The following is a 14620-nucleotide window of genomic DNA, read 5'->3' as shown; positions in this document are numbered from 1 at the left end:
ACATCGTTGGGTTTTACAACAACGAACGACTGCACTCGAAACTGGGATATCTGCCACCGACCGTTTACGAACGGGCGATGGCGTCAAAATCACCTATCGAGGTGTCCGGAATTAGTTGACCACTACAATCAAAAGCTTACCCCCTCACCCCAACCCTCTCCCCCAAGGGGGCGAGGGGGAAAGGGAGCAGATTTTGTAGTTTACGGCACATTCAAGCCAAATCAGCACAAGGCCTTTCAATGGATTGATGCGCCCTGGGATGTCGGTGGTGGTGAGTATTGATACGGCGGCGGGCGACACGCAGCCTCATTGATCAACACAACGCCTACAAAGGCTTTGCGGTGGTGTTCAGGCCGCAATCATCGGCGGCAGGGTGCCGAGTAGCGAGACGGCGGCAACTGCCCCGATCCCCAGCAACCATTCGATCATCACACTGCGTCTGAGCGCGCCGATCCGCTGTTCGCAATCCTCGCTTCGCGAGCGATTGAACAACGCCAACCCCAGCATTCCCAGCACCAGCAATGCCTTGATCAACAGAATCAGGGCGAACCCGCTGAACAATGGTGTTGGCCACCACTGGCCGGTCAGCACGCGAACGTTGATCAACCCGGTGATCAACAGGCCTGCAACCAGCGCATAGCCGACACCACTGAAGCGCCGCAGGATCTGGCCCATGGGTTCGCTTGGCGCGCGCAGCAGCATCACCAGCAACAACAGCCCGCCGAGCCACGCTGCCACACAAATCAAATGCAGGGCCTGATTGAGGATCAGCAGTTGTCCGCTCAGACCCTCCAGCATCGCGCCGTGACCGACCGGCGCCAGTGTCACCGCCAGCAGCGCGCTCAGCCCCAGCCGCAAGGGTGTGCTTGAACGCCAGGGTGTAAACAGCAACGCCAGCAGCGCTGCGTTGAGCAGCAAATGCCAGCGCCAGACTTGACCAAAAAATGTTTTGCCAAACACCAGCGCAAGCGTGTCCGGATCGAATGCCGCCGCCGTTGAACCGGCCATACTCGCGGTGATCAGCAACGCCCAGGCCACCCCGCTGAGCAGCGCAACGGTCGCCAGCCAACGGGCCAGTCGCGCGGTACGAAGGTCTAGCACCCGCGCTTCGCCCTTGAGCAGCAACGGTCTGAACAACCAGACCCCGAACAACATCAACACCACGCTCAAATGCAGGAACCGGCACAGCACCAGCGCTTCACTCATGAATTACTGACCAACCTTGAACTGATAGGCGCCTTCGCTCTTGTGCGTGTCGACCGACACCGCGTGCCATTCGACTTTGTACTCACCGCCAGTCAGCGGTGCCGCAGGGGTGACGATCAGGGTTTTCTTGTCTTTGTCCTGGGTGGTCAGCGCTTTGACCGCGACCGGCACGCCATCCTTGGTCAGCGTGACTTTGGTGAAACTGGCTTCCACACCCTCGGAGAACGTCAGGCGCAGATCCGCAGGTGCGGCGACGGTGCTGTCGGCAGCCGGGGTCTGGCTTTTCAGGTGGGCGTGGGCCCATACCGAAGAGGCGGCGAACAGCGAGGCGAGCAAGGCCGTGGTGGTCAGAACGTTCTTGAACAGCATCGCAGGTACCTCTGGGGCAGGATCGAATAAGGGGGCAGTTTAGCCATGCGACTGCGTCTATACGAAGTTTTGTTTTCAGCGGTCGCCCCAGTGGCAGAGCGGGTGCTAGTCTTGGGCGAGGTTGTTGTCAGGGAGCCCACATGGGCAATCACAAGATCGAGATTCGTCGCAGTAACGTCGAAAAAATTCTCCTGGCGGCGGAAAAGGTTTTCGCCGAAAAAGGTTTCGGTGGCACCGCCATGGCCGACATCGCCGCCGAAGTGCAACTGCCGCGCTCCAACCTGCACTACTACTTCTCAACCAAGAGTGAGTTGTACAGCGCCGTGCTGTTCGACCTGCTGGAAGTGTGGAAGCAGGATGCGTTGTGCTTCGAGATGTTCGACGATCCGCGTGTGGTGCTCAGCAGCTATATCCGCGCCAAGATGAACCACTCGCGCAGCCGGCCGTACGGTTCAAAAGTCTGGGCCAACGAAATCATCCACGGCGCGCCGACGCTGGGCGAAGCGCTGGACGCCAGCCTGTACGACTGGGCGAAGATGAAGGAAGCGAAGATTCGGCAGTGGGTCGATGACAAGCGGATTTTGCCGGTGGAACCGTCGAGCCTGCTGTTCATGATCTGGGCTTCGACCCAGCACTACGCCGACTTCGACCATCAGGTGAATATCTTGAATGATCACCAGCCACTGTCGGACATGCAGTTCGAGCGGGCGGTGCAGACGGTGACCAGTGTGATCTTGCGCGGGATCGGGTTGGAGCCCTGAGACGTGGGGCGCGGCTGCCAGCCTCTTCGTAAGCAAACCCGCTCCCACAGGAAAATACATTCCAACTGTGGGAGCGGGCTTGCTCGCGAAGGCGTCAGGTCAGACGCCTCAAGCCTCAAGCCTCAAGCCGAAACGTGATACGGATTGCGCGGATCATGATTCCAGTCCAGAAAGGGCTTGCCCGTCTCCATCGGTACCATCTCGATGCAATCAGCCACCGGACAGGTGATCTGACACAGATTGCAGCCCACACACTCGTCATCGATCACTTCGTATTTATGCGTCCCGTCGGCCTGCTTCAGGCTGCTGATCGCCTGATGTGAGGTGTCCTCGCAAGCAATGTGGCAACGCCCACAACCAATGCACGCCTCCTGATCAATTTTCGCGATGACCTGATAGTTGATATCCAGGTACTTCCAGTCGGTGGTATTGCCCACCGCACGCCCGGAAAACTCGGCGATGTTGGCGTAACCCTGACTGTCCATCCACCGCGACAAGCCGTCTTTCATCTCCTCGACAATCCGGAAGCCATGCAACATGGCCGCCGTACACACCTGTACCGCGCCGCTGCCCAGCGCCATGAATTCCGCCGCATCGCGCCAACTTCCGATGCCGCCAATCCCGCAGATCGGCAGGCCTTGGGTCTGCGGATCGCGGGCGATTTCCGCGACCATGTTCAGCGCAATCGGCTTGACCGCCGAGCCGCAGTAACCACCGTGGGTGCTTTTGCTGCCGACGGTGGGCAGGGCGACCATGTGTTCCAGATCGACGCTGGTGATCGAATTGATGGTGTTGATCAGCGACACCGCATCGGCACCACCGCGATGGGCGGCGCGGGCGGCGACGCGGATGTCGGTGATGTTCGGGGTCAGTTTGACGATCACCGGCAGCGAGCTATACGTCTTGCACCAGCGGGTGACCTGCTCGACATATTCCGGCACCTGACCGACTGCCGCACCCATGCCACGCTCGGGCATGCCGTGAGGGCAGCCGAAATTCAGTTCGATGCCATCGGCGCCTGTGGCTTCCACCAGCGGCAGGATGTGTTTCCACGACTCCTCCACACACGGCACCATCAACGACACGATCAGTGCGCGATCCGGCCAGTCCTTTTTCACCTGAGTGATTTCGCGCAGGTTGATTTCCAGCGAGCGGTCGGTGATCAGTTCGATGTTGTTGATGCCCAGCACTTCGCGGTTGTTGCCGTAATGGGCTGAGTACCGTGACGACACGTTGACCGCCGCCGGGTCTTCTCCCAGGGTCTTCCAGACCACGCCGCCCCAGCCCGCCTCGAAGGCACGCACCACGTTGTAGGCCTTGTCGGTCGGCGGCGCGGAGGCCAGCCAGAAGGGGTTGGGGGCTTTGATGCCGGCGAAGACAATCGAGAGATCGGCCATTTACGCAGCCTCCACATTGAGCATCAGTTGAGCGTTGATGGCCTCGGCGGCCCGTTTGCCGTGCTGCACGGCTTGCACGGTCAGATCCTGGTCGAGGCTGGTGCAGTCGCCACCGGCATACACGCCTTGAATGCTGGTGCGCAGATTGGCGTCGACCTGGATTCGTTCGCCCTGACGCTTGAGTTCGCGAGCCAGCGGGTCGGTGAGGGCGCTGCTGTCGAAGGCCTGGCCGATGGCTTTGAAGATCGCATCGGCGGCCAGTTCGAAGGTTTCGCCCGTGGTTTGCAGGCGACCGTCGACCAGATCGGTGCGGGCAAAACGCATACCGCACACGCGGCCCTGATCGTCGAGCAAGACTTCTTCCGGCTGTGCCCAGGTCAGCAGGCGTACCTGATTGGCTTTGGCGATGTCCTGTTCGTGACCGGTCGCGCCCATGTCCGCCGCGCCACGGCGATACACCAGATTGACGTCTCGGGCACCGAGGCGGGCCATTTGCACGGCCATGTCGATGGCGGTGTTGCCAGCGCCGAGGACGATGCAGCGCTGCGCCAATGGCAGTTGCGTGAGGTCATCGGCCTGGCGCAGTTCGCGGATGTAATCGGTGGCGGCGAGCAGCCCTGGCGCCTCTTCGTGGGCCAGACCGAGTTGTTTGCTGGCATTGAGGCCCAGGCCAAGGAACACCGCATCGAACTGTTGGTGCAGTTCGCTCAGAGTCAGATTGTCGCCGAGTTTCTGCCCGTGACGGATTTCGATGCCGCCGATCTGCAGGAGGAAATCCAGCTCCTTTTGCGCGTAATCGTCGACCAGTTTGTACTTGGCGATCCCGTACTCATTGAGGCCGCCGGCCTTCTCCCGCGCTTCGAAAATCACCACGTCATGGCCGTGCATCGCGCTGCGGTGCGCGCAGGACAACCCGGCCGGGCCGGCACCGACCACGGCAATCCGTTTGCCGGTGGTGGCAGCGCGCTGGAACGGGTGTTCGCTGAAGTGTGCGTTGTCCACGGCGTAGCGCTGCAACAGGCCGATCAGCACCGGCGCGCATTCCTGGGCGTTGTTGCGCACGCAGGCTTGCTGGCAAAGGATCTCGGTCGGACAAACCCGCGCACAACTGCCGCCGAGGATGTTCGCCGAGAGGATTTTCTGCGCCGCGCCGGGCACGTTGTCCTGATGGATATTGCGGATGAACGACGGGATGTCGATCTCGCTCGGGCACGCATTGACGCAGGGCGCGTCGTAGCAATACAGGCAGCGCGACGCTTCCAGATGCGCCTGCCGGGCATTGAGCGGCGGCGCCAGATCGGTGAAGTGGCCGGCGAGGGCGGCTGCGCTTTCGTGCGGATGCGGAAGATGGTTCAGGGTCTCGATCACGGTTTTTTGCCTCACGGTTATTGAGGTGCTCTGCCTCTGATGGGCAGTGGTTTTTGTAGTGTCCGGGCGGGCCCCTTCGCGAGCAGGCCGCTCCCACATTTGGAATGCGTTCCCCTGTGGGAGCAGGCTTGCTTGCGAAGGCCGAAGGCCTGGTTCTCAGCGTTTCACCGCAGTGGGCTTGTGCATCTGTGCCCGTTTACTCAGCAAATCAAACACCGCCGGATACGCCGGTCGTTCGATATACCGTCCGGCACCACGCTCGGCGCGCAGGTCGCCATCGGCCCAGACCACTTTGCCCTGGCTGACGGTATGGCTCGGCACACCGCGCACGGTCTTGCCTTCGAAGATGTTGAAGTCCACCTGCTGATGGTGGGTTTTGGCGGAGATGGTGCGGGTGCCCTGCGGATCCCACAGCACCAGGTCGGCATCGGCACCGACGCGAATCGCGCCTTTGCGCGGGTAGAGATTGAAGATTTTTGCGGTGTTGGTGGAGGTGAGGGCGACGAAGTCCTGCATCGACAAGCGCCCGCTGTTCACGCCTTCATCCCAAAGCACGGCCATGCGGTCTTCGATGCCGGCGGTGCCATTGGGAATCTTGCTGAAGTCGTCGCGCCCGGCGGCTTTTTGCTCGGCACAGAAGCAGCAGTGATCGGTGGCGGTGGTGTGCAGGTTGCCGTTTTGCAAGCCGTGCCACAGCGCCTCTTGGTGACCCCGCGGACGGAACGGCGGACTCATCACGTAACCGGCGGCGGTTTGCCAGTCCGGGTGTTGGTAGACGCTGTCATCCAGAAGTAAATGCCCGGCGAGCACTTCGCCGTACACCGGTTGACCCTTGCTGCGGGCGTAGGTGATTTCGTCGAGGGCTTCTTTGGTCGAAACGTGGACCAGATACAGCGGCGTGCCAAGGGTTTCGGCGATACGAATGGCGCGACTTGCCGCTTCACCTTCGACCTGCGAAGGACGCGACAGAGGATGCGCTTCCGGCCCGGTAATGCCCTGCGCCATCAACTTGCGTTGCAGGTGATAAACCAGTTCGCCGTTTTCCGCGTGGACGGTCGGCACCGCCCCCAGTTCCAGGCAGCGTTCGAAGCTCGCCACCAAGGTATCGTCGGCGGCCATGATCGCGTTTTTGTAAGCCATGAAATGCTTGAAGCTGTTGACCCCGTGATGGCTGACCAGTTCGGCCATTTCCTCACGCACCTGCTCGCTCCACCAGGTGATTGCAACGTGAAAGCCGTAGTCCGAGGCGGATTTTTCCGCCCAGCCGCGCCATTGATCAAACGCCTCCATCAGCGACTGCTGCGGGTTGGGAATCACGAAGTCGATGATTGACGTGGTGCCACCGGCCAGACCGGCCGCCGTGCCACTGAAGAAGTCTTCACTGGCCACGGTGCCCATGAAGGGCAGTTGCATATGGGTGTGCGGATCGATGCCGCCGGGCATCAGGTATTGGCCGCTGCCGTCGAGCACTTCGGCACCGGCGGGAACATCAAGGTTTTCACCCATGGCTTTGATCACGCCATCAGCGCAATAGACGTCGGCGCGGTAACTTTCATCGTGGGTAACAACGGTGGCGCCACGGATCAACAGAGACATTCCGAGTTCCTCGCAGGCATGACCGACTTGTGTCGGTTCTAGATGTTTTATTGAGGTACAGCGTTGATCGGTGTATTCCTGTCATCGCTGTCAGGAATAGAAACTAGTCGCAGTTTTGCAATAGTTCAAGATAATTTTTTATAAGCTTATTGTTGGACTAAGACATTGATAAATAAGGATAAAAAGCAAAAATCACCAAAATGGTGAGGCCTCTCACCATTTTGACGCACTTGACAGGATGGAAATATGGTCAAGATTTCTTATGTGAAATCAGCCGCTTGAAGTTGAGCTGCGGTTGATCGCTCATGAATAAAAAAATGCAGTGCACCAGATTGAGTCCTGACCATTCGGACAACTTGCCAAGTGTTTAGCCTGAGCGCTCAGACAAGTTTTACCGGATACCTCGGGTGAATAATTAAAACTGATGAATATCAGAAAGTTGCACCACGTTTGAAGCTCGGCGCGAGGGGCAGGCGGAGTACCCGGCACGTTTATTGATGCCGCCGCTGACACCATGGCCGGTGCATGAAAGTTGTCAGTTCCTCCGGCCATCGTCCGGCTTGTGCGTTCATACGTCAGCCGCCTGATGAGCAAAAAATAATCAGAAGAACAGTGGAGCGGCCATGCAACAGAACAGATCGCAAGTGACCGAGCGCGACGGCTTGTTTGAACTCGAAGCCGGCAGCGACGTCCTCGACAGTCCCCGTTACAACCACGACATGGCACCGACCAAGGTGCACGAACGAACCTGGAACAAATGGCATATCACCGCGTTGTGGGTCGGCATGTCGATCTGCGTGCCGACCTACACCCTGGGCGGCGTGCTCACCGCGTATTTCGGCCTGTCGGTGGGCGAAGCGTTGGTGGCGATTCTGTTTGCCAACCTCATTGTGCTCATCCCCCTGACCCTTAATGCCTTCCCCGGTACCAAGTACGGCATACCGTTTCCGGTGTTGCTGCGCTCATCCTTCGGCATCCTTGGGTCCAACGTGCCGTGTCTGATTCGCGCCTTGGTGGCCTGTGGCTGGTTCGGTATTCAGACAATGTTTGGCGGGTTGGCCATTCACCTGTTTCTCGGTTCGGTGTTCGACGGTTGGAAATCGCTCGGTGGAACCGGGGAGGTGATCGGCTTCATGATTTTCTGGGCGTTGAACCTGTGGGTGGTGATCCGCGGTGCCGAGTCGATCAAATGGCTGGAAACCTTGTCTGCGCCGTTGCTGGTCGCGGTCGGCATCGGCTTGCTGGTGTGGGCGATGCCCAATGTATCGATGACCGAGCTGATGGCGATCCCGGCCAAGCGTCCAGAAGGGGCAAGCGTGGTCAGTTACTTCGCTGCCGGACTGACCGCCATGGTCGGGTTCTGGGCCACGCTGTCGTTGAACATTCCTGACTTCAGCCGTTACGCCAAGAGCCAGAAGGATCAGATCCTCGGGCAGATCATCGGTCTGCCGTTGACCATGTTTCTGTTCGCCGCCCTCGGTGTGGTGATGACCGCCGCGTCGGTCAAACTGGTTGGCGTCACGGTCTCCGATCCGGTCACGTTGATTGGCCATATCCAGAGCCCGGTGTGGGTGGCAGTGGCGATGGCGCTGATCATCGTCGCCACGCTCTCGACCAACACCGCCGCCAACATTGTTTCGCCAACCAACGATTTTCAGAACATTGCCCCCAAGGTGATCAACCGCACCAAAGCCGTGTTGCTGACGGGCGTTGTCGGCCTCGCGCTGATGGCCCATGAACTGCTGAAAAAACTCGGCTGGATTGTTTCCGATGTCAGCCTGGAGTCTGTGTATTCCAACTGGCTGCTGGGTTATTCGAGCCTGCTAGGGCCGATTGCCGGGATCATGGTGGTGGATTATTTCCTGATCAGGAAACAACGACTGGATCTGGCCGGGCTGTACCGCGACGACGTCTATCCGGCGTGGAACTGGGCCGGTTTTGTTGCGTTTGGCGTACCGGTGGTGTTGACCCTGATGTCGCTGGGCAGCGATGCGTTCAGCTGGTTCTACAGCTATGGCTGGTTCACCGGCTCGGCGCTGGGCGGGATTATTTATTACGGGTTGTGCGTGATGCGTGCGCAGCCCTCTGCCGTTAAAACAGCGGTGTAGCGGATGGCCTGTTCGCGATAGCGGTCTACCCGACACCACAGCAATATCCATAAGAAAAGCAGCCTGAGGAGATCCCCATGAACGCAGCCGTAGACGTTCTGCAATCGAGCCATCAGCACATCAACCGTGATCGCCTGTGGGCCTCGCTCATGGAACTGGCCAGGCTCGGTGCCACGGTCAAGGGCGGGGTTTGTCGCCTGGCCCTGACCGATCTCGACCGCCAGGCCCGCGACCTGTTTGTGCAATGGTGCAAGGATGCCGGATGCAGCGTCACCGTCGATGCCGTCGGCAACATCTTCGCCCGGCGCCCCGGGCGCAATCCCGATTTGCCACCGGTGATGACCGGCAGCCACATCGACACCCAGCCCACCGGCGGCAAGTTCGACGGCTGCTTCGGCGTGCTTGCCGGCGTCGAAGTGCTGCGCACGCTCAACGACCTCGGCGTGGAAACCGAAGCGCCGCTGGAAGTGGTGGTCTGGACCAACGAAGAAGGCTCACGATTTGCCCCGTGCATGATGGGCTCCGGGGTGTTCGCCGAGAAATTCACCCTCGAAGAAACCCTCGCCAAAGTCGATGCCGACGGCGTGACCGTTGGCGAAGCACTCAATGCCATTGGCTATGCCGGTCCGCGAAAAGTCAGCGGGCATAAGGTTGGCGCCTATTTCGAGGCGCACATCGAACAAGGTCCTATCCTCGAAGACGAACAGAAAACCATCGGCGTGGTGCTCGGCGCGCTGGGGCAGAAGTGGTTCGACCTCAAGCTGCGCGGCGTAGAGGCGCATGCCGGTCCAACGCCGATGCACTTGCGTAAAGACGCGCTGGTCGGCGCCTCGGTGATCGTCGGTGCGGTCAACCGCGCCGCCCTCGGTCATCAACCCCATGCCTGTGGCACCGTCGGTTGCCTGCAAGCCTATCCCGGCTCGCGCAACGTCATTCCCGGCGAAGTGCGTATGACCCTCGACTTCCGTCATCTGGAACCGGCGCGGCTGGACTCGATGATTGCCGAGGTGAAGCACGTCATCGACGCCACGTGCGAAGAACATGGCCTGACTTACGAACTGACCCCGACTGCCGATTTCCCGCCGCTGTACTTCGAAAAAGGCTGTGTCGAAGCCGTACGCGGCGCGGCGAAAGGTTTGGGGCTGTCGCACATGGACATCGTCAGCGGCGCCGGCCACGACGCGATCTTCCTTGCCGAGTTGGGGCCTGCCGGGATGATCTTCGTGCCGTGCGAAGGCGGCATCAGCCACAACGAAATCGAAAACGCTGCACCGGATGATCTGGCGGCGGGCTGTGCGGTGTTGTTGCGGGCGATGCTCGCGGCTTCGGCGATGGTGGCGCAAGGGCAGCGGGCGGCTTGAAGATCAAAAGATCGCAGCCTGCCGCAGGCTGCGATCTTTTTGCTGTCACCCAAATGTCATCAATCCATGCGATGTTGCCGCCCATGAAAATCATCACCTCGGGCGCGGCCTATCTGGATATCGATGCCTATGCCTGCTGTATCGCCTACGCAGAACTGTTGAACCTGCAAGGCATTCCCGCTCGTGCCGTCAGCAGCACACAACCCAACGCCAGCGTGTCGAAAACCGTGCTCGGTTGGGGCCCCAGTCTGCACGTTTACGCCGCGAAGCCGAACGACGAATTCGTCCTGGTCGACGTGTCCGACTATCACCATGTCGACCCAATAGTGGTGCTCGATCAGGTGGTGGAAGTGATCGACCATCATCCGGGTTATGAACATTACTGGGCGCAGAAGCTTGGGACTGCCGCCGATATCCGACCGATTGGCGCGGCGGCGACGCAGGTTTTTCAGCGTTGGCAGGCGGCAGGTTTGGTGTCGCAGATCAGCGAGCAAAGCGCCGCGTTATTGGCCACGGCGATTCTGGATAACACGCTCAATTTCACCGGGCAGACGACTACGGCGGCAGATATCGGGGCGTATGCCGAACTTGCGCCAAGAGCCAAGCTTTGTGCTGACTGGGCCGAACAGTATTTCCTTGAATGCCAGGCCGGCATCGAAGCTAACCTCGCCGCTGCGTTGGCAGCCGATTTGAAACGGATGAAGCCCGACAGCCATTTGCCACATAACTTCGCGCAAATGACGGTGTGGGATGCCGATGCCTTGCTGCAAAAACACCGCCCGACGATCAACTGCTGGATCGCAGAGCAGGGCGAGGACGGGGTGCTGAATGTCATCGGTATCCGCGACAGGAAAAGCTGTTTTCTGGCGCCATCCACCGTTAGCCAACAAAAATTGAATAGGTTGTTGGCTCTCGATTGGGAGGCTGGAGTGGCTGTTGTAGCGCCTTCAATGCTGCGCAAGGAATTGTTGAAACTGGGGCTTTTTGCTGCCAGTCAAGGCGCGCCAAACAGCATCGTCCAGTAACCCTCTGCATCGCTGCGCGCTAGGCTTGCTCGCGAAGGGGCCAGTCCCGGTAACACAAATTCCCAGGCCCACCATCCTCACCGGTTTAACACATCCCCCATCCACTCCAGATACTGCCTGCGCTCGGAAATCGAGTTATGCCCGGAATCCGGCACCACTTTGAGCACGGCCACGCCCTTGGGGAAATACCCCAGCAAGCGCTCGGTGCTGGCCCGGGGAATCACCTCGTCATCACTCGCCGCCAGCAGCAACGTCGGCACACGAATATGCGCAGCGTACTTGCCCGACTCGAAACGATCCTTGAGCAACCACTTCACCGGCACCCACGGGTATTGCCGCGCCGCAATTTCTTCGAGGCTGTTGTACGGCGTCACCAGAATCAACTGCGCCGCCGGACGCTCACTGGCCAGGCGCACGGCGACGCCCGACCCCAGACTGCGCCCGACCACGGCAATCTGCGGATGGCGGGCAGATACCTGATCGAACAACGCCAGCGCATCTTCGGCAATCGCTTCTTCGGATGGCGAACCGCCGCTACCACCAAAGCCCCGATAGTGCAGGAAAAACAGCGCGTAATCGGGAAACGCTTCGGCAAACGCCGGCAGATTGCGCGATACATCCTCGGCATTGCCGCCGAAATAGATCAGCGCCCGAGGCCCGACGCGCTCGCGCGTAGCGACCCAGATGTCGGCGTCCGGCATCGACAGTTTCAAACGCGAATCGGCGCTCTCGACGGCAGCGGGCTGCGGAAAATAGATCAGCGAGCGCTGGAAAAAGAACAGCGCGGCGCACAGCACCACGTAAACGGCGACGATCAATGCGACGAGTGACATCAGGGTTCGGGACATTCGGCTACTTTTAACGGGGTGTGAGGGTTTGCTGTCGCAGTGTAGTCCAGCGGTTCGCCCCGGCAGCCCTCCAACACAACATGCAACAGACTCACGCAGCGGGGGAGGCAGCATGAGCCACACTGAGGGTTACTCCCGTCGCCGATTGCTCACGCTGGCTGCCGGGGTTTCGGCGGTCTTCACCTTTGAACGGGCGCTGGCCGCTGTCACATCGTGCGCCGCTACCGGAGGCCAAGCCATGCAGACCCGTGTCATCCCTTCAAGCTCGGAGCCCCTGCCTATGGTGGGACTGGGCACCTATCGCGGTTTTGATGTTGTGCCGGGCGATCTGGCCTACAAGCAACTACCGGCGGTGCTCGATGAATTGTTCGCCAAGGGCGGTACGGTGGTCGATAGCTCACCCATGTATGGCCGCGCCGAACAGACCACCGGCGAATTGCTGTCGATCCACGAACCGCGCTCGCCGGCGTTTCTGGCCACAAAGGTGTGGACGCGCGGGCGCAAGGAAGGCATCGCGCAGATGGAGCGGTCGTTCAGCCTGCTGCGCACCGAGCAAATCGACCTGATGCAGATCCACAACCTGCTCGACTGGCAAACCCACCTGCCCACCTTGCGTGAATGGAAGGAGCAGGGGCGCATCCGCTACATCGGCATCACGCATTACACGCCTTCAGCCTATGACGAAGTTGAAGCGCTACTGAAGGCCGAACAGCTGGATTTCCTGCAGATCAACTACGCCCTCGACGACCGAGGCGTGGAACAACGCATCCTGCCACTGTGCCGCGAACGCGGGGTGGCGGTGATCTGTAATCGGCCATTCGGCGGCGGTGGTTTGCTCGCCCGGCTCAAGGGTAAACCGCTCCCGGCGTGGGTCTCGGATGTGCAGGTCAACAGTTGGCCGCAACTGGCGCTGAAGTTTTTGCTGGCGCATCCGGCGGTGACTTGCGTCATCCCGGGTACCGGGAATCCGCGTTACATGGCCGATAACGTCAAGGCCGGATTCGGTCCGATGCTGACTGATGCGCAACGCCATCAGTTGATTGCATGGGTCGGTTAGGCCCGTTCAACCGCGAAACCGCAGCGCCTCCAGCAACAACGCAAACGCCGGTGCCGCCTGGCGCCGACTCGGGTAGTAGAGGTGATAACCGGCGAAGCGCGGGCACCAGTCTTGCAGAACTTGCACCAGCCGACCCTCTGCCAGATGCGCCGTGACGAGGTTCTGCGGGATGTAACTCAGGCCAAAACCGTCCAGTGCCGCGTCGAGTAACGGGTAGACACCATTCAGCGTGATCTGCCCGGACACCCGCACCTTGAGGCTTTCGCCGTCCTTTTCAAACTCCCAGGTGTACAGCCCGCCATTGGTGGGCAGGCGCAGGTTGTTGCAGGCGTGGTCGGTCAGGTCACGTGGCGTTTGTGGCGGTGGACGGCTGGCGAAGTAGGCCGGTGAGCCGACGACCACCATGCGCATGTCCGGGCCGATGCGCGTGGCGATCATGCCTTGGGCAACGTCTTCGCCCAAGCGCACGCCGGCATCGAACCCTTGCCCGGCGATGTCAACGAAGCCGTAATCGCAGCAGACTTCGACGGCGATGTCGGGGTATTTCGGCAGGAACGCCTTGAGTACCGGGCGCAGCAGCCAGTCCAGCGAGTGATCGGTGGCGCTGATGCGAATCTTGCCCGCCGGGGTTTCACGCAGGTTGCTCAGGGCGGCGAGTTCCAGTTCGATCTCTTCGAAGCGCGGGCCGATGGTTTGCAGCAGGTGCTCGCCGGCCTCGGTGGGGGAGACGCTGCGAGTGGTGCGCATGAGCAGGCGCAGACCAAGGCGCGCTTCGAGGGCGCGGATGGTGTGGCTGAGCGCGGACTGCGAGATGCCAAGTTTGGCGGCGGCTTTGGTGAAGCTGCGCGCGCGCGCCACGGCGAGGAAGGCGAGCAGGTCACTGGCGTTTTCGCGAAGCATTAATGAGTTTCCTGCATAAGTTATTTCGAACTCTAGTCGATTATCTGAAGAGTCGGCGCCGGTAAAGTTCAGGCATTACTTGCTGGAGAGACCGCCATGAACCCGATTGCCGCTTCTGCGTTGACCCTTTCCTTGCTGGCCGCCGACGCCCAAGCCAGCGAAATCCCGCGAGTCACCGTTACGCCCAACGGCTCACAACCGTCGGCCCAGGGGCCGGAGGATTGGTTCACCGGAACCGTGCGGATCGATGCGCCGTTCAAGGGCACTGATCGGGCGCGGGTCAGTGGCGCTACCGTGACGTTTGAGCCGGGTGCGCGCACGGCGTGGCACACCCATCCGCTGGGGCAGACGTTGATCGTCACGGCCGGAGCGGGGTTTGTGCAGGAGTGGGGGCAGCCGGTGCGGCAGATTCGCCCTGGCGATACCGTGTGGATCGCGCCCGGCGCCAAGCACTGGCATGGCGCCGCACCGACCACGGCGATGACGCATATCGCCATCGCTGAAATGCAGGATGGAGAAGTGGTGAAGTGGATGGAGCAGGTTGGTGAGGCGCAGTATCCGCGCAGCGAGTGAACCCATGGCCCTCGTCCCAGGCCTCTCCCTGAGTGAGAGGCCTGGGCCGAG

At 60.5% G+C, this 14620-nt stretch carries 13 protein-coding genes; 6 read left to right on the top strand and 7 right to left on the bottom strand.

Annotated features, from left to right (window positions below):
- Positions 1 to 348: 348 nt before the first annotated feature.
- Together copD and copC are read right to left on the bottom strand one after the other, a co-directional pair.
- Entirely contained in the window at positions 349 to 1206 is an 858-nt protein-coding gene (gene copD / locus AACY18_RS18545) for a copper homeostasis membrane protein CopD (protein ID WP_339434172.1), read from the bottom strand.
- Between the two features lie 3 nt (positions 1207 to 1209).
- The gene (copC, locus tag AACY18_RS18540; RefSeq protein WP_339434171.1) at positions 1210 to 1575 is read right to left on the bottom strand and encodes a copper homeostasis periplasmic binding protein CopC; all 366 of its coding nucleotides are present in this window, start codon (positions 1573 to 1575) and stop codon (positions 1210 to 1212) included.
- A 140-nt stretch (positions 1576 to 1715) separates the two neighbouring features.
- On the opposite strand from copC, the gene AACY18_RS18535 reads away from it, so the two are divergent.
- A complete protein-coding gene (locus tag AACY18_RS18535) occupies positions 1716 to 2336 on the top strand; it encodes a TetR/AcrR family transcriptional regulator (protein ID WP_339465641.1) in 621 nt (206 codons plus the stop codon).
- A gap of 122 nt (positions 2337 to 2458) precedes the next feature.
- On the opposite strand, the gene preA is transcribed toward AACY18_RS18535, so the two are convergent.
- The 3 genes from preA to hydA all read right to left on the bottom strand — a co-directional run bounded on the left by preA (position 2459) and on the right by hydA (position 6697).
- Positions 2459 to 3733 carry an NAD-dependent dihydropyrimidine dehydrogenase subunit PreA gene (gene preA, locus AACY18_RS18530; protein WP_339432749.1) on the bottom strand — a complete coding sequence of 425 codons (1275 nt, stop codon included), beginning with the start codon at positions 3731 to 3733 and terminating at the stop codon, positions 2459 to 2461.
- Positions 3734 to 5101 carry an NAD(P)-dependent oxidoreductase gene (locus AACY18_RS18525; protein WP_339465640.1) on the bottom strand — a complete coding sequence of 456 codons (1368 nt, stop codon included), beginning with the start codon at positions 5099 to 5101 and terminating at the stop codon, positions 3734 to 3736.
- A gap of 156 nt (positions 5102 to 5257) precedes the next feature.
- A complete protein-coding gene (gene hydA, locus AACY18_RS18520) occupies positions 5258 to 6697 on the bottom strand; it encodes a dihydropyrimidinase (protein WP_339432747.1) in 1440 nt (479 codons plus the stop codon).
- Between the two features lie 623 nt (positions 6698 to 7320).
- Between hydA and AACY18_RS18515 the strand changes: the two genes are divergently transcribed.
- The 3 genes from AACY18_RS18515 (at position 7321) to AACY18_RS18505 (ending at position 11191) form a co-directional block, all read left to right on the top strand.
- Complete coding sequence (locus tag AACY18_RS18515; RefSeq protein WP_339465639.1) at positions 7321 to 8805, top strand: NCS1 family nucleobase:cation symporter-1; 1485 nt, start codon at positions 7321 to 7323, stop codon at positions 8803 to 8805.
- A 77-nt stretch (positions 8806 to 8882) separates the two neighbouring features.
- Entirely contained in the window at positions 8883 to 10166 is a 1284-nt protein-coding gene (locus tag AACY18_RS18510) for a Zn-dependent hydrolase (RefSeq protein ID WP_339465638.1), read from the top strand.
- Positions 10167 to 10249: 83 nt separating this feature from the next.
- The gene (locus tag AACY18_RS18505) at positions 10250 to 11191 is read left to right on the top strand and encodes a DHH family protein (protein WP_339465636.1); all 942 of its coding nucleotides are present in this window, start codon (positions 10250 to 10252) and stop codon (positions 11189 to 11191) included.
- Between the two features lie 77 nt (positions 11192 to 11268).
- Here the strand turns inward: AACY18_RS18505 and AACY18_RS18500 are convergent, their stop codons facing one another.
- Complete coding sequence (locus AACY18_RS18500; RefSeq protein WP_339432743.1) at positions 11269 to 12039, bottom strand: alpha/beta hydrolase; 771 nt, start codon at positions 12037 to 12039, stop codon at positions 11269 to 11271.
- Positions 12040 to 12151: 112 nt separating this feature from the next.
- Between AACY18_RS18500 and AACY18_RS18495 the strand changes: the two genes are divergently transcribed.
- A complete protein-coding gene (locus AACY18_RS18495; protein WP_339432742.1) occupies positions 12152 to 13096 on the top strand; it encodes an aldo/keto reductase in 945 nt (314 codons plus the stop codon).
- A 6-nt stretch (positions 13097 to 13102) separates the two neighbouring features.
- Here AACY18_RS18495 and AACY18_RS18490 read toward each other — a convergent pair whose 3' ends face one another.
- Positions 13103 to 13996, bottom strand: coding sequence for a LysR family transcriptional regulator (locus AACY18_RS18490; RefSeq protein ID WP_339465635.1), 894 nt, complete (start codon positions 13994 to 13996; stop codon positions 13103 to 13105).
- 96 nt (positions 13997 to 14092) lie between these two features.
- On the opposite strand from AACY18_RS18490, the gene AACY18_RS18485 reads away from it, so the two are divergent.
- A complete protein-coding gene (locus AACY18_RS18485) occupies positions 14093 to 14569 on the top strand; it encodes a (R)-mandelonitrile lyase (protein ID WP_339465634.1) in 477 nt (158 codons plus the stop codon).
- Positions 14570 to 14620 lie beyond the last annotated feature (51 nt).

Source organism: Pseudomonas sp. EA_65y_Pfl2_P74 (assembly GCF_963970575.1).
Classification (GTDB): domain Bacteria; phylum Pseudomonadota; class Gammaproteobacteria; order Pseudomonadales; family Pseudomonadaceae; genus Aquipseudomonas; species Aquipseudomonas baetica_A.
Note: the sequence above shows the minus strand (reverse complement) of the source record. Positions and strands in the feature narration are given on the sequence as shown.

Excerpts from the sequence above, each read along its gene's own strand:
- AACY18_RS18515 (WP_339465639.1), top strand. The coding sequence starts at position 7,321 with ATGCAACAGAACAGATCGCAAGTGACCGAGCGCGACGGCTTGTTTGAA.
- copD (WP_339434172.1), bottom strand. The coding sequence starts at position 1,206 with ATGAGTGAAGCGCTGGTGCTGTGCCGGTTCCTGCATTTGAGCGTGGTG.
- AACY18_RS18485 (WP_339465634.1), top strand. The coding sequence starts at position 14,093 with ATGAACCCGATTGCCGCTTCTGCGTTGACCCTTTCCTTGCTGGCCGCC.
- AACY18_RS18535 (WP_339465641.1), top strand. The coding sequence starts at position 1,716 with ATGGGCAATCACAAGATCGAGATTCGTCGCAGTAACGTCGAAAAAATT.
- AACY18_RS18490 (WP_339465635.1), bottom strand. The coding sequence starts at position 13,996 with ATGCTTCGCGAAAACGCCAGTGACCTGCTCGCCTTCCTCGCCGTGGCG.
- AACY18_RS18510 (WP_339465638.1), top strand. The coding sequence starts at position 8,883 with ATGAACGCAGCCGTAGACGTTCTGCAATCGAGCCATCAGCACATCAAC.
- hydA (WP_339432747.1), bottom strand. The coding sequence starts at position 6,697 with ATGTCTCTGTTGATCCGTGGCGCCACCGTTGTTACCCACGATGAAAGT.
- copC (WP_339434171.1), bottom strand. The coding sequence starts at position 1,575 with ATGCTGTTCAAGAACGTTCTGACCACCACGGCCTTGCTCGCCTCGCTG.
- AACY18_RS18495 (WP_339432742.1), top strand. The coding sequence starts at position 12,152 with ATGAGCCACACTGAGGGTTACTCCCGTCGCCGATTGCTCACGCTGGCT.
- preA (WP_339432749.1), bottom strand. The coding sequence starts at position 3,733 with ATGGCCGATCTCTCGATTGTCTTCGCCGGCATCAAAGCCCCCAACCCC.
- AACY18_RS18505 (WP_339465636.1), top strand. The coding sequence starts at position 10,250 with ATGAAAATCATCACCTCGGGCGCGGCCTATCTGGATATCGATGCCTAT.
- AACY18_RS18500 (WP_339432743.1), bottom strand. The coding sequence starts at position 12,039 with ATGTCCCGAACCCTGATGTCACTCGTCGCATTGATCGTCGCCGTTTAC.